10 protein-coding genes are annotated in these 15,270 nt (G+C 34.0%); 6 read left to right on the top strand and 4 right to left on the bottom strand.

Annotated features, from left to right (window positions below):
- Nucleotides 1-373: 373 nt before the first annotated feature.
- Nucleotides 374-1,075, bottom strand: coding sequence for a TlpA disulfide reductase family protein (locus tag T420_RS0104125; protein WP_013545615.1), 702 nt, complete (start codon nt 1,073-1,075; stop codon nt 374-376).
- A 33-nt stretch (nt 1,076-1,108) separates the two neighbouring features.
- On the opposite strand from T420_RS0104125, the gene argH reads away from it, so the two are divergent.
- The 4 genes from argH to T420_RS0104150 all read left to right on the top strand — a co-directional run bounded on the left by argH (nt 1,109) and on the right by T420_RS0104150 (nt 7,565).
- Nucleotides 1,109-2,509 carry an argininosuccinate lyase gene (gene argH / locus T420_RS0104130; RefSeq protein ID WP_026501163.1) on the top strand — a complete coding sequence of 467 codons (1,401 nt, stop codon included), beginning with the start codon at nt 1,109-1,111 and terminating at the stop codon, nt 2,507-2,509.
- A gap of 251 nt (nt 2,510-2,760) precedes the next feature.
- A complete protein-coding gene (gene lysA / locus T420_RS0104140) occupies nt 2,761-4,035 on the top strand; it encodes a diaminopimelate decarboxylase (RefSeq protein ID WP_013545618.1) in 1,275 nt (424 codons plus the stop codon).
- 114 nt (nt 4,036-4,149) lie between these two features.
- The gene (locus T420_RS0104145) at nt 4,150-6,567 is read left to right on the top strand and encodes a TIGR02302 family protein (RefSeq protein WP_026501165.1); all 2,418 of its coding nucleotides are present in this window, start codon (nt 4,150-4,152) and stop codon (nt 6,565-6,567) included.
- 233 nt (nt 6,568-6,800) lie between these two features.
- Nucleotides 6,801-7,565, top strand: coding sequence for a class I SAM-dependent methyltransferase (locus T420_RS0104150; protein WP_026501166.1), 765 nt, complete (start codon nt 6,801-6,803; stop codon nt 7,563-7,565).
- 68 nt (nt 7,566-7,633) lie between these two features.
- On the opposite strand, the gene T420_RS0104155 is transcribed toward T420_RS0104150, so the two are convergent.
- Nucleotides 7,634-8,317, bottom strand: coding sequence for a response regulator transcription factor (locus T420_RS0104155; protein WP_013545621.1), 684 nt, complete (start codon nt 8,315-8,317; stop codon nt 7,634-7,636).
- Between the two features lie 66 nt (nt 8,318-8,383).
- On the opposite strand from T420_RS0104155, the gene T420_RS0104160 reads away from it, so the two are divergent.
- Nucleotides 8,384-8,947, top strand: coding sequence for a L,D-transpeptidase family protein (locus T420_RS0104160; protein ID WP_026501167.1), 564 nt, complete (start codon nt 8,384-8,386; stop codon nt 8,945-8,947).
- Here the strand turns inward: T420_RS0104160 and T420_RS0104165 are convergent.
- Together T420_RS0104165 and tsaD are read right to left on the bottom strand one after the other, a co-directional pair.
- Nucleotides 8,944-9,372 carry an EVE domain-containing protein gene (locus T420_RS0104165; protein ID WP_013545623.1) on the bottom strand — a complete coding sequence of 143 codons (429 nt, stop codon included), beginning with the start codon at nt 9,370-9,372 and terminating at the stop codon, nt 8,944-8,946. The genes T420_RS0104160 and T420_RS0104165 overlap by 4 nt on opposite strands.
- A gap of 35 nt (nt 9,373-9,407) precedes the next feature.
- Complete coding sequence (gene tsaD / locus T420_RS0104170) at nt 9,408-10,502, bottom strand: tRNA (adenosine(37)-N6)-threonylcarbamoyltransferase complex transferase subunit TsaD (protein WP_013545624.1); 1,095 nt, start codon at nt 10,500-10,502, stop codon at nt 9,408-9,410.
- A gap of 2,214 nt (nt 10,503-12,716) precedes the next feature.
- Between tsaD and T420_RS07125 the strand changes: the two genes are divergently transcribed.
- Nucleotides 12,717-14,408: an LbetaH domain-containing protein gene (locus T420_RS07125; protein ID WP_013545628.1), complete on the top strand. Its 1,692-nt coding sequence runs from the start codon at nt 12,717-12,719 to the stop codon at nt 14,406-14,408.
- Nucleotides 14,409-15,270 lie beyond the last annotated feature (862 nt).

Here is a 15,270-nt window from a genome sequence, read left to right on the forward strand (position 1 = left end):
ACTGTCATCAGCTACAAAATGTTTATTGTAGCAAATTTTTTTTCCATTCTAGATAACTCTTTATTACAGCAGAGATTTTTAATGAAAAGCCTAATTATACAGATAACAAGATTGTAAATTATAGTTATGAAATTAATCTCATTTTCACAATTAAAATCTCTTTGGTATTGTAAGTTATGCAGGCTGAGCAAATGTGCCTTTCACCAATGAGATATAGTCTTTATGCGAGATTGATTGGTCAAGTTAATATATAAGATCTGTAAGGATAAAACAATTTGATAGATGAATCTTACCTTTTTCATTGCAAGGATCGCTCTACTTTATTTATCAGTACTAGATTTAATCATAATACTACGCTTCAAAAATCACACAGCTATAAATTTTCTTCAATGACTGCTTTTATAAGTGCTTTGGCATCATCATTAGCCCATGGAGCAGCTCCGTTAAACGAAGCAATAAGATAACCATTTTTACTTATTAGAAATGTAATAGGCAAACCTAAAGCGAGTCCTTTTTTTCTAATATTCTGAAAAATGTTCATCGTGCTATCGCGATAATAAACTAAATTATCAGCATGAGCATTGCTTAAAAACTTTTGAATTTTTTCAGAAGAAGTATTTTTATCGATATTAATAGCTATAACATCGAAATTATTTCCCCCCATATCACGTTTTAATTGTGCTAATTCTGGCATTTCTGCACGACAAGGTGCACACCAAATAGCCCATAAATTGACGAGTATTGGTTTTCCTATAAATTCAGACAATTTATGATCTTTCCCTTCAATATCTTTAAAAGAAAATTGGTTCATATCATAGGGAGTATCAGAAAATCGCATATGTGTAAAAAAGCCTTTTGCTACTTTTTTGATTGCTCCTATTTTCTCCATTTGTATTTTTTTGTTGAGATCTATTTCTTGAGCTTTTGCTTCTGAAATAAAATTTGGAAAAAGTGCTCTTCTATTGCTATTTTGATTGATTGTTGCGTATAAAATTAAAGCAATGATAAAAAATATAAGAAAGGATTGTGTTTTCTTATTCTTATTTTTTCGGCTGATAAAAATTTGAGGGATCATAATTTTTGTCCTTTTAATAGGTGCTTTTAAAGTATGACAGATAAGAAATTAAAAAACCAGATGTGGGGTGGCCGATTTAAAGCAGGACCTGCTGCAATTATGGAAGAAATTAACGCTTCAATTGATTTTGATCAAAAACTTTATCGACAAGATATTGAAGGTTCACTTTCTCATGTAGCGATGTTAGCGCAAACAAAGATCATTTCGCAATCCGATTATGAAAAAATTACCCATGGTTTAAAGAAGATTCGTCAAGAAATTGAAATGGGTACATTCATATTTTCAAGAAAACTTGAAGATATTCATATGAATATTGAAGCACGGCTGAGTGAATTAATCGGTCCTGTTGCAGGGCGTTTGCATATAGCACGTTCACGTAATGATCAAGTCGCCGTTGATTTTCGTTTGTGGATACGAGAAGAAATGGAAAAAATGGTACAAATATTAAAAGGATTGATAGAACAATTGCTGATTCGAGCAGAACAACATGTCGATACTTTTATGCCAGGTTTTACGCATCTACAAACTGCACAACCAGTCACATTTGGTCACTATATGATGGCTTACGTTGAAATGTTTAGTCGAGATTTATCGCGTATGCGTGACGCAATCGAACGAATGAATGAATCCCCCTTAGGGGCTGCTGCTTTAGCGGGTACAGGCTTTCCGATTGATCGTTTTATGACAGCAGAAGCACTGGGTTTTCGTGAGCCAACACGCAATTCAATTGATAGTGTTTCTGATCGTGATTTTGCACTAGAATTTTTAAGCGTTGGTACTCTTTGTGCCATGCATCTCTCACGTTTAGCAGAAGAAATTGTTCTTTGGTCGAGTGCACAATTTCATTTTATTCGTTTGTCAGATGCTTTTTCAACGGGTTCATCTATTATGCCACAAAAGAGAAATCCCGATGCTGCCGAGCTTATACGAGCCAAAACAGGACGGTTAAATGGGGCTTTGATTGGACTTTTAACGGTAATGAAGGGCTTACCCCTTGCTTATTCAAAAGATATGCAGGAAGATAAAGAATATGTATTTGATGGGGCTTTGAGTTTGGAATTATCACTAGCAGCAATGAGAGGAATTATTGGTGATCTTGAAGTTAATAAAGAAACCATGAAACAAGCAGCTAATTTTGGATATGCAACAGCGACTGATTTAGCCGATTGGCTTGTCCGTGAATTAGGACTTCCTTTTCGTGAGGCACACCATATTACAGGGTGTATTGTGGCACTAGCGGAAAAAAAACAGTGCACTCTTAATGAATTACAATTAATTGAACTTCAAATGATACATCCAGATATCAATGCAACCATTTTTGACGTTTTGACAGTTGAGAAATCGGTTGAAAGTCGGAAAAGTTTTGGTGGAACAGCACCTTCAGAAGTGCTGCGTCAGATTGCTTATTGGAAAAAGCGCCTTATAACCGCTTAAGTAATTTTATTTTTTAATGCAAAAACAATACAGACAAGATATCTATATAATGGAAAAAAGTGTATGATAACCATTATAAAAAATTTAATAATTGTTCTTTTTTGCAGTGTTGTTATAATTAGCTGTGGACGTAGAGAAATAATAGATTTACCATCTTCAATGATGATAAAGTCTTCGCAAGAAGCATTTGTTTCTAAAAGCAAAGCAGATAAACCTTTTATTCTTGATCCGTTGATACAATAGAGGTTTTTATGCATTTCTTTTCTTATCATCAAGGCGAACTCCACGCTGAAGATCTTTCCATTTCTACGCTAGCGCAGGATATAGGAACACCTTTTTATTGTTACTCAGCTCGTGCACTTATTACAAATTTTGAAAACTATCAGAATGCATTTCGAGATATGCCTTATTTGATTGCTTATGCTGTCAAAGCTAATTCTAATCAAGCGATTTTGCGGCTCTTGGCACGAAGTGGAGCAGGAGCTGATATAGTATCAGAAGGTGAACTGCGACGTGCACTTTCTGCTGGGATCCCTGCTCATAAGATTGTTTATTCTGGTGTTGGCAAAACAATTAAAGAGATTGATTTTGCTCTTGCACAAGATATTCGTTGTTTTAATGTTGAATCAGAACCAGAACTTGAACAATTATCAGCGCGCGCTGTCGCCCTTTCGACAACAGCACGTATCTCATTAAGGATTAACCCAGATGTGGATGCAAAAACTCATAAAAAAATCACAACAGGCAAATCTGAAAATAAATTCGGTATTCCACTCTCATCAGCACGGGAAGTGTATAAAAAAGCAGCTCAACTACCTGGTTTATATGTCTGTGGTGTAGATATACATATTGGCAGTCAGATTTGCAATTTAAAGCCCTTTGAAAATGCATTTATTATTACTGCAGATTTTGTACGTCAGTTGTGGGGTGATGGCTGTGCTATAACCCATGTTGATATTGGAGGAGGACTTGGAATTTCTTATGGTGCTGAACATTATTCACTACCCTCTCCTTTTGATTATGCAGCGCTCGTTAGAAAACATATTGCACCTTTAGGGATCAATATTATCCTAGAACCTGGACGTAGTATTGTTGGTGAAGCTGGTATATTAGTAACATCTGTTATAAATTTAAAAAGGGGAAAAGAGCGCAATTTTTTTATTGTTGATGCAGCGATGAATGATTTCATTCGTCCAACACTTTATGAAGCTTGGCAGAATGTTCTACTGGTGAAAGAAGCACCAATGGACGCTTTGCTTATCAATGCAGATGTTGTTGGTCCTATTTGTGAAACTGGTGATTATTTAGGATTGAATCGTTCTTTGCCAATATTGTCAGCAGGAGATCTTTTGGCAGTTACAGGAGCCGGCGCTTATGGTGCGGTAATGTCAAATACTTATAATAGCCGACTTTTAATCCCAGAAGTTTTAGTGCAAGGCGCGCGTTATGCGGTTGTTCGTCCACGTCTTGATTATGCACAATTGATAAATCTCGATCGGATTCCAAATTGGATTGAAAATTTTTAAATGTCTTGGTCTTATTTCCACTTAACTCTGATGAAACAATTTATTTTCTGAAAATTATTTTGTATGAATCTTATGATTTAACGTACTGCTATAAAAAAGGGTAAATGTTTATCTATGAAAAATAAAAACACCAAAAGTTTTTCAGAACTAAAGCTTTTGTTTGTGCGTATTCTTGTTTGGTGTATCATATTTTATGAGCGAATATGGCCACGATTATTACCGTTTTTTCTTACTCTGAGCCTTTTGTGTTCGCTTAGTTGGTTTGGCATTTTCAATGCTCTTAATTATTGGGCACATTTATTTCTTCTGTGGCTTGTACTTTTTATAGCGGTAGGGAGCCTTTTTTTGCTTTTCGGTTTCCGTTTTCCTACAATAAAAGATATCAATGACTATATTGAACGAACGAATGATCTTAAACACCAACCTTTAAATGTTCAAGCGGATCGTTTATACTCTGACGATGAAGGAGATATAACTGCAAGCATTTGGCGTGAACATCAGCGCCGTATGGCAGAGCAATTACATCATTTGCAAATTAGGTTAGTTTATCTCAAGAGTGCATCCTATGATCCTATGGCTCTTAGGAGTGTGTTTGTTTTATTGTGTGTTTGTGCTTTTAGTTTTTCTTTTGGTTCATCAGGTGGACGTTTAACAGATGCATTTGATTTTCGTCCTACTGTTGACGAAACATTAATGCGGATTGATGCTTGGGTTATACCACCTGCTTATACAGGAATTGCCCCCATTTATCTAACACGAAGTGAAACAACACAGTTTACAATTCCTGAAGGGAGTCAAATTGTTGTGCGTGTTGCTAATGGTGCTGGTGTTACAGTAACGGCAATTTCTGAAGAGGATGGACAAAAAATTTCACTCACTAAGAAAAATGAACAATCGACTTTAAATGACTCAATTGTGCTTTTTGAAACACATTTAGAGCGTTCAATATATTTATCTTTATCGTCGCGGCATAAGGAAAAAAAATGGCATTTACAGATGATTAAAGATCAATTACCGACAATTCGCTGGTCAGAAAAACCAGGGCGAATTTTATCTGGATCATTAGAATTGCAATATGAAATGAGTGATGATTATGGAGTTACAAATGCTTTTGCTGAAATAGAACCTTTTTTTGATCAGAAAAAAAATAGCTCTCTCATTTATAAGGCACCTGAAATAAAACTTCTTTTAGCGCGTGGTGGAAAAGGTAAAATGCGAATGGTACAAGATTTATCAAGCCATCCATGGGCTGGTTCGGAAGTAAAAATCACTCTGGTAGCAAAAGATGATGCCGGTCAACAGGGACGCAGCAAAACTTTTATTATGACATTACCACAGCGTATTTTTGCAAATCCTGTTGCGCGTGCAGTCAGTGAACAACGTCGTTTATTGGCTCTTAATGCATCTGCACGCGAGCATGTACTTGATATGCTTTTTGCTTTGCTTTTGCACCCAGAAAATGGTCTTCAAGATACAACCCATTTTCTTCTCTTACAAAGTGCATGGACAAGACTCTCTATGGCACAAACAGAGGATCAATTGCGAGATATCGTTGATTATTTATGGAACATTGCTTTAGGAATTGAAGATGATCAGTTTGAGTCTGCTCAACAGAGATTAAAACAAGCACAGGCTGCTCTCCGTGATGCATTGCGCCATGGTGCTTCAGCTACCGAAATTGAGCGGCTTATGGCAGACTTACGACAAGCTGTAAATGATTATATCAATGCTTTAGCTGAAAAGGCGCCAGAAGATAAAGATTCGATAGAATCTAATCTTTCTACAGATAAATTACAGAAAAAGCTGAATTCGATTGAGGAAATGGCTAAAATGGGTTCTTCTTCTGCAGCTGAACAGCTTTTAGCCGAAATTGAACAAACACTTGATCATTTGCAGGTACGAAAAAGTCATCAAACAAATGAGCAAAATAATAACCAAACGATACAGATGAAAAAAAAGATGGATCAACTTGGTGATTTAATGCGCCGTCAGCAAGAAATTCTCAATGATACACACAATTTAGAAACAGAGCAGCAACATGGAAACACTGTTCCGAAAGTACAGAGTGAATCCTTGAAAAAACGCCAGAATGAGTTGCAATCTGAATTATCGATATTGAAAAAAGAATTGACAGTACAAGGATTTGGACAAAGCGATGCATTGGCAGAAGCAGAAGAAAAAATGAATTCTGCAGGAGATGCTTTTGATAAGCAAGATTATGAGTTTTCAATACAAAATCAATCAGATGCTTTAGAAGCTTTACGACAAGGTGCACAAAATGTATTAAAAAAGATGCGTGAGATGCTTAATAAAGCAGAAGATAATCAGAATTCTATTTATAATCCTAAAGATCCATTAGGGCGTCCACTTTCCCCAGAAATTGGCCAAAAACAAGAAGATGTGATTGAACCAAAAGAAAATGATAGGATGCGCGCACGGCAAATTTTGGATGAAATTCGCAAACGTCTTAACAATGAGCATATTTCAGAAGAAGAAAAGAATTATCTTGAAAGGTTACTTCATTTTAATTGAGAAGGAATTCCTTATCACTCCTTGGAAAAAGCATATTGCGAGTTATTATGAATAAAAAACTACTAAAAAATAATAATAAAGTTCAGTACTCGTAATACAGAAAACTATAAAATAATTTGCACTGCTATGCTTTTAAGATAATTTAGATTAAAGAAATTAAAGATTAAGATTTTTCTTCTTGAGACAAAAAAGCAAAATGCCATATAAACTAAGTATGTGAAAATTTGCGATACTTGAAATTTGTTTCTAAACGGTATTTTAAATTGGATATAATTACATTAAAAGATTTTTATACTTCTACGCTCGGTATGCGCGTACAAATGACGCTTTGTGATCAATTAAATGCTTTTTGGCCTAATCTTATTGATAAACGGATTATGGGCCTTGGTTATGCACTTCCTTATCTTTCTGTATTACGTAAACGTGCAAAACAATGTTATGCCTTTATGCCTGCTAGCCAAGGAGCATCGCCTTGGCCTTGTTCTGATAAAGTTGCTACAGCACTTGTTTTTGAAGAAGATTTACCTCTTCCTGATGCTTCAATTGATTGTGTTTTATTGGTACATGCACTTGAATACACAGAAAATTCACGCCAAACACTAAATGAAATATGGCGTATTTTGATTCCTAATGGCCGGCTCATTATTATTGTTCCCAATCGCTGTGGATTATGGGCACGTAATGATCACACACCTTTTGGCTATGGCGAACCTTATAGCCGACAACAAGTAGTCCGTTTATTTCAAGAAACTAATTTTATTATTGAATCAGTACAAGAAGTTGTACATTATATGCCTTCTTCAAGCTATGTATCGCGGTTATTTTCATTTTTTTATGAGTCATTGGCCAGCCATATTTTTCCTTATTTTGGTGGACTTTTAATGTGTTCGGCACAAAAACGTGTCTATCAAGATTTATTGGTGCACTGTCGTCAGTCACGACGCGTTTTTATTCCTACGTTAACACCACAAACGTGTGAAAGAGATACATCATTCTGATTCGATTTTTTATTCTGAAAAACTTACGTGACCCAAACTTTATTTAAAACAATGGGCGCGCAATACACTTAAATGTTCAAACGATATCTATTATTATCGGTAATAAGAATTTTTGCATTAGAAGGATCTTTTTCAATTTTTTTGCGCAAACGGTAGATATGGGTTTCTAATGTATGGGTGATTATATTTGCATTATAGCCCCAAATGTGTTCCAATAATGTTTCACGATTTACATTTTGGTTTCTGGTCTCATAAAGATATTTAAGAATTGCTGCTTCCTTTTCTGTGAGGCGGACTTCATTATTCTGTTGATCAATGAGAAGTTTCTCCCTCGTTTTAAAAGTGTAAGGGCCAATATAAAAAATTGCATCTTCATTGTGTTCATATTGGCGTAATTGGACGCGAATGCGAGCTAAAAGCACTGAAAAACGAAAGGGTTTTGTTACGTAATCATTAGCGCCCATCTTAAGACCTAAAATGGTATCGCAATCTGTATCACAATTAGTGATCATAATAATGGGAGCACGAAATCCTTGAGAGCGTAATTTTTTGACAGCTTCACGACCGTCAAAATCGGGAAGTTCGATACCAAAAATAGCTAAATCAACATTTTCTTTTTGAGCTATTGTGATCCCTATTTCAGCAGTTTTTGCTTGAAGCACTTTAAATTCTTTATGAATTTGCAATTGTTCTACAAGAATAGGACGAAGATCATTATCATCCTCAACAATTAAAAGGGTATGGTCGTTCATTTTTTTCCTATAAGGTATATTTACATTCCAATTGGATGGAAAATAATTTCATAAAAATAAGAGTGCATGCAAGTGGCATTGAAAAAGAAAATATATAAAAAACAAACTTTTGTTTCTTCTATTGTCATTCGCCGACAAACAGGCATGCAGGGACGAGGTATTCTTTGTATCGGTCAGCATCGTCTTTTTTGTGCTTTAGGCCGAGCTGGTATTTCTGCTTTTAAGCGTGAAGGTGATGGTGCTACTCCTTTAGCAAATATGCGCTGTTTAGGGGGCTTTCGCGATAATTTTCACCGTTATTTCCCACGTTCAATTTTAGCGATCCGCCATATTCAAGCACGCGATGGTTGGTGTGATGCGAGTGGGGATGCTAATTATAATCGTTTGGTACGTCTTCCTTATCCCAAAAGTGCTGAAAAAATGCAACGTGAAGATGGTCTTTACGATATGGGCCTTATTCTAGATTGGAATATTACAGAACGAAAAATGGCAAAAGGAAGCGCTATTTTTATGCATTTAACGCGGGATAATTATATGCCAACAGAAGGATGTATTGCACTTTCATATCGTGATATGCAACGTATTTTACCCTATATTAACCAACGCACCAAAATTATTGTTTTAGGTTAAAGATCTGTGAGTTTCAATCCTCCCATAGAGCATATTTCTTTCCATTCATCTTCTGTAACCGATTGTACCGATAAGCGCATAGCTTTGACCAATATCATATTTTTTAATTTTGGATTGGCTTTGATTTGTTTTAATGAAACAGGATTTGGTATATCACAAATAGCACGAATATCTACACATTCCCAGCGTGAATCGAAACTTGTAGAATCAGGATGCGCTTCAGCACATACTTCTACAATGCCAACTATTTCTAGTCCTTGATTTGAATGATAAAAAAAACCTTTATCACCATATTTCATGGCGCGCATATTGTTGCGCGCTTGATAATTACGCACACCATCCCATTGTTCACCATAAACTCCCTTTTGTTTTTGCATATCCCATGACCATTTATGGGGTTCAGATTTGAAGAGCCAATAAGCCATGAAGTCTCCTTTGCGTAGTTTATTAGTTTGCGGATTTATACTTTTGTTCCACGACGTCCTGTCCCGATTAAAGGAGGAGCTTTTTCATCCAATGGCCAGCGTGAGCGAGGTGCGATATCAAGAGAACTTACTTGTCCCCGTGCTAAACGCTCAGCACCAACAAAAGCAATCATTGCAGCATTATCTGTACATAAAGAAAGAGGTGGAGCAATAAATTCAAAGCCGTGTTGATGAGCAAGTTTTTGTAAATTATAACGAATAGCTTGATTAGCAGCAACTCCTCCAGCAACAACTAAGGCAGGGAGAGTACATCCTTCATAATGAGAAAAAGGATAACGGTGGATAAATTTTTGCAACGACAAACCAACTCGGTCCTGTAATATATCGATCACAGCTTCTTGAAAACTTGCAGCGATGTCAGAAACATCACTTTCTGTCAAAGGTGCCATAGCTGTTGCAACTTGCCGAACAGCAGTTTTAAGACCAGAGAAAGAAAAATCCAGCCGTTTATCGCCTTTTAAAGGTCGTGGAAGAGAAATGCGATTTTTATCCCCCAATAAGGCGGCTTTCTCAATTTCTGGACCGCCAGGATAAGGAAGACCTAAGAGTTTTGCAGTTTTATCAAAAGCCTCTCCTAGTGCATCATCAATGGTCGTGCCCAAACGCTGGTAATGACCCACCTCATGGACAAGAATTGTTTGAGTATGACCACCTGAAACCAAGAGCAATAAATAGGGAAAACTAACATTATGCGTTAGAACAGCTGTTAAAGCATGTCCTTCTAGGTGGTTGACTCCAATAAAAGGCTTTCCGGTAGCAAAAGCTAGCGCTTTTGCGCTCATAAGTCCAACTAAAAGTCCTCCTATCAAACCAGGACCACTTGTTGCTGCAATAGCATCAATATCTTTGAGTTTTATCTTGGCCTCTGTAAGAGCTTGGAGAATTAAACCATCAAGAATTTCAACGTGAGCACGTGCAGCAATTTCAGGAACAACACCGCCATAAGGTGCGTGGTGATCAATTTGACTCCAAATAATATTGGAAAGAATATGGCTTTTTCCTTCATTGTCGCGCTCAACAACAGCGACAGCAGTTTCATCACAACTCGTTTCTATTCCCAACAGACGCATTTTAGGCTAAATTTTATATTATGATTTATTAAATATGTACGTATCATGAATATACAAAGATGAAAAGAATTTCGCTTAAAATTGGTTGATCTTAGAATTGAGAGACTTAGCTTATTAGTCTATAATGTTCATGATGAGTAAATGAGAGCATTTTTCGTATTAAACGGAATAATTAATGCCAAAATTTTTTCTTGTATAAGCTTAATAAAATTTTGTATGATCACTGTAGTGTATTTTAACATCTGTTAAAAGCGCTTTATCGAAATTATTTGATTATATAGATTTGGTAGTGAAAGTTGATATAGATTATAAAGTAGATCACTTTTGTGTTTTTTTGTAAGCCATATGCTGTATTGATTTATGACACTTTATAAGGTCAGCTAAAAGTTCTATAGGCTTTCTTTTCTAATGATATCGATTTCAATCAATACTATCTTCACAGACCAAAATCCTTCTTAATTTTAATAGATGCTTCCTATCGCTACTGCGTTGTCTATCAAGATTTCATACCAAAAAATAGCTTTTTGCAATATGCATAGTCACCAACCTCAAAACTGCTGTGTATATTAGTTTCATAAACCCAAAAATTGCCCTAAGTCCAACAATAGCCATCATATGATAGATTATTTTTATTTCCTATTATTTTCTACAAAATCACCAAAATTCTAAAGTGTTCGGACATAATATAAAACACGAGTTTGTATATTAATTTTACTTTCTCGTATTAATTCGTGTTTCTATTAATATCTATTTTGAAATTTCCTCTATTTTAATTATTAAAAATTTTCTAAATACAGTAAAATATATAATAGCCAATGCTTTTCAGATTATTTGTACGAGAATACTGATGTGTTTGTTAATAAAAGCGAACAATAATTTCGCCTTTTTGCAAACTCTACAGAGGAAACAGAGTAATGGCTTGCAACAGCATAATGTTATTCCTGATGAGAAATTGGTACATTTTGGAACTGTTTATCCTGGTGAAAAATACTATGATCTTTCTATTAAGTCTATAAGATCTAGCATTTAAAGAACTATCACATTTACTACGCTAACAACTTTTCTCAAGGAATTATCTTGTATTCGTTATGTTTAAAGAATCCTAAGATTTTTGGACATTTATTACAGTTGAATGGAAATTAGGTAGCTTATATAAGAATTATGAAAGTTTCGAACATCTCTAGTAATTTTTGAAAAAGGAAATCCTAAACTTACGAATATCGCTAATTTCAAAACATTTTAACACATTACAGAAATGAAATTTGCTACAATTAAATAAAAAGAAGATAAATCTGTTGTTCTCTACAATAAACAATATCACAATAAAAAATATCTCTCTTGAATCTTATAAATATATTGTAGATGATAGATCTGCTCTTGAATAGGTAATGAAGCGATAAATTGTAAAAATAGTAAAATAAGCGAAGTTGTTAATGATGCTACTTAAATTATACTGTTGAAAGAATTCACAACATAACTTATCCATTAGAATCATTTCTAATAATTTATTAATCGCCAGTTTAGCAACAATAAAAATTATTTGTAATCTTCCAAAATTGAAAATAAACAGATGAGTAATTCATGAGATATATTTTCCTTTGATTTCAAATTATTTTGAAAATAATTCCTTACTTGAATTTAAAATTTTGAATAAAAATGCAATAAAAATTTAAGCTTATTAATTTTCATTACTTCATTTTTCTTTAAAAAACGATTAGATTTTATACTGTAAATATATAATAACTCTTTAACTAAATAGCTATGAACATAATTTTGTAATTTATTACAGAAGGAGAGAATAAGAGCATTTTCTTGATTATGTGTTATTAACATTTTGTTTCTTATATGACAATTATAACATATTATGTTTGAAAATGCTTGCAATTCAAATTAATCACTATTAAATGTTCTTCTTTTATTTTATATCATTATTTTTTATAGTGAGAAATGCTCATTATATGATTTATGTTAAAGATATTTTGTAAAATAATACCCGGTTTTTTATTGCATTATAAATATCTTAATATTTTATAAATATTACTTTAATGAAGTAAAAAATTATAGGAGACTATAGAGATTAAACTTGATACTAATAAATATTTAAGCATATTATAAGCACGATAAGCATATCTTAAATAGGATAAATTAGATGTTAAGGGGGGAAGTACTTTATTTCTAAAATTTTATTAATATTAGATTAGAAAGAATTGTTACATGACCTTACCAGCAAACTCAAAAAAAACGCCCACCAAAAAAAAATCCCAATCAAATCAATCCGTAGAAAAAAAGTATCGCCTTATAATCTTGGAGGGTTCCAGTGAATTGTATCGTATTATAGCTCTTAGATCCTTCGGAGATGTAAGAGAAGGTGATATTGGTGGTGTTATTCAAAATGAAAATAATTTGTCACACAAGGGCAACTGTTGGATTTATCGAGATGCTCAGGTTACTGGAGAAGCTAAAGTTTATGACGATGCCCAAATTAGGGATGAAGTCAAAATTTATGGAAAAGCCAAAATTTATGGAAAAGCCAAAATTTATGGAATAACCAAGGTTTATGGGAAGGCTCAAATTTTTGGCAAAGCTGAGGTTCGTGGAACAACCCAAGTTCATGGGAGTGCCAAAATTTATGGATATGCTGAGATCAATGGAAATCCGAACATTTACGATGATGCAAAGATCTATGGACATGCTCAGATTAAAGGCAGAAATAAAATTTTTGGCAACGCTCAAATTTATGAAAATTGTTTTATTAATGAAGATGCCATAATTTATGGTAATGCTGAAATTTATGGCAATGCCCAGATTAGTGGGAAAAGTAAAGTTTATGGTAATGGTAAAGTTTATGATACTGCTAAGGTTTATGATGATGCCAGTGTTGCGGGATCGGGCTTGGTTTGTGGCAATGCTCATGTTTACCAAAATGCCAAGATTTGGGGGGGTAAGATTAAAAAAAATGCAACAGTTTTAGGCAATGCGGAAATTTTTGGTAAATCTACGATTACTGGAAATGCCAAAATCTCTGGTGATGCCATAATTTCTGGTTATGCTCAGATTCGTGACAATGCTCAGGTTTATGGAAACGTCAAAATTTATGAAAAAGCTAAGATTTTTCATGATGTTCATGTTAAAGATAAAGTCGAAATTTGGGGACATGCCCAAGTTTATGGTAACAGTGTAATTTCGGGTGAATCTAGAATTTATGATTATGCTCAAGTTTATGGATACACTCAAATTTATGGTAATGCTCTGATTTTCGGGAAAGCTGTAGTTGCAGAAAGAGCTCAGATTTATGAATTTGCTAAGGTTTATGACATAGCTTTGATTACTGGAAATGCTCAGGTTTACGGAAATGCTCTCGTTTTTAACAACGCTAGAATTCGTGATAATGCCCAAGTTTATGGCAATTCTAAGATTTACGAAAAAACCGAAATTTGGGATGAAGCCAAAGTTTATGGTGATGCTAGAATTTTCGGACAATCTCAGATTTTCGGAGAAGCTAAAATTTATGATGAAGTCAAAGTTTATGATAACGCTGCGATTACTGAAAAAGCGGAAATTTCTGGTACTGCAAAAATTTATGAAAAGGCTAGAGTTTTTGGTCAAGCTCGAGTTTTTGGCAATTCCGCAGTTTTCGGTCAAGCTCGAGTTTTTGGCAATGCTGAGATTTATGATACAAACCTTTTTAAGGATGCAGTTTTTGGCAATATGTTGAATTTTAATGAGAATACAGCTCAAACTCTTGATGAAAATACAGTTCAAACTCTTGAGGAGAACAAAGTTAAAGTTCTTAAAACTGATAACACTGATAATTATAGAACTGCCTATGAAAATAACGATAATCTCCAAATACCTAATTCTGAAAAAAGGTGGCAGAATAGAAATAATGTGTCTATGCAGATATAAGATTGAGGATTACACATATTGAAAATAAAGCTATTATTTGTGATAATTTGCAGGTTTATGGGAAATTACGTTTTTTGAAAAAGCTTTTTTATCAAGAAATAAGAAATTTACCAGGCACTATAGAGCTAAATTATAAAAGCAAAAATAGTTAAGTTCAGTCATTGTATTTTATATTTTTACAAAGAGACTTTACGAAACAATATAAGTAATAAGCGCTAAAAATAAGTAATAAGCGCTAAAAACGTGGAATTTTGTACTTAGTAGAATAAACTTGATACGATGCCTCAGTTTTATTCAATGACTACTTAAAAATTATTAGATTAGGCTATGAGTATATACTGTATACAGAAATATTCTGTAGAGAACCCCCTATATGTTACTATAATTAAACTAAATGCAAAGAATTGCGAGCAAATGTTTTTAAAGCTAAGAGGATCTTTATACAAAGCTGAATCAGAAGTAGCTATTCAAGTTAGTGATAGCTAAATATCATCAGAATAATAAGAACTGGTTCAGCTTTTAACTCATATGCTTTTTAAGCCTTAAATACCATGAAGAGCTACAGTTCGTTCATGATACAAGTTTCTAAAATTCTGATAAAAAATATAGATCTAACTGGTTAAATATAAGATTTATTAATAGGAAGGACCTATTTTGAGGAATAAGACAACTCTGATATGAGAAGGTAATTATGTAAATACTCTTAATCAGATGTTATAATCAAGAATTTGTGTAATGTAATGTATAAGGTGATTTGTGCAATTATTTTCCTGATATGAGCAGGATAGTAATTTATTATTACTTCTTGCTATAGACAAGGAAATAGCAATTAATAACTTGTTATGCCGTTAAACAACTAATA

Source organism: Bartonella clarridgeiae ATCC 51734 (assembly GCF_000518185.1).
GTDB lineage: Bacteria > Pseudomonadota > Alphaproteobacteria > Rhizobiales > Rhizobiaceae > Bartonella > Bartonella clarridgeiae.

Excerpts from the sequence above, each read along its gene's own strand:
- T420_RS0104145 (WP_026501165.1), top strand. The coding sequence starts at position 4,150 with ATGAAAAATAAAAACACCAAAAGTTTTTCAGAACTAAAGCTTTTGTTT.
- T420_RS07125 (WP_013545628.1), top strand. The coding sequence starts at position 12,717 with ATGACCTTACCAGCAAACTCAAAAAAAACGCCCACCAAAAAAAAATCC.
- T420_RS0104125 (WP_013545615.1), bottom strand. The coding sequence starts at position 1,075 with ATGATCCCTCAAATTTTTATCAGCCGAAAAAATAAGAATAAGAAAACA.
- T420_RS0104155 (WP_013545621.1), bottom strand. The coding sequence starts at position 8,317 with ATGAACGACCATACCCTTTTAATTGTTGAGGATGATAATGATCTTCGT.
- T420_RS0104160 (WP_026501167.1), top strand. The coding sequence starts at position 8,384 with ATGCAAGTGGCATTGAAAAAGAAAATATATAAAAAACAAACTTTTGTT.
- T420_RS0104165 (WP_013545623.1), bottom strand. The coding sequence starts at position 9,372 with ATGGCTTATTGGCTCTTCAAATCTGAACCCCATAAATGGTCATGGGAT.
- lysA (WP_013545618.1), top strand. The coding sequence starts at position 2,761 with ATGCATTTCTTTTCTTATCATCAAGGCGAACTCCACGCTGAAGATCTT.
- tsaD (WP_013545624.1), bottom strand. The coding sequence starts at position 10,502 with ATGCGTCTGTTGGGAATAGAAACGAGTTGTGATGAAACTGCTGTCGCT.
- argH (WP_026501163.1), top strand. The coding sequence starts at position 1,109 with ATGACAGATAAGAAATTAAAAAACCAGATGTGGGGTGGCCGATTTAAA.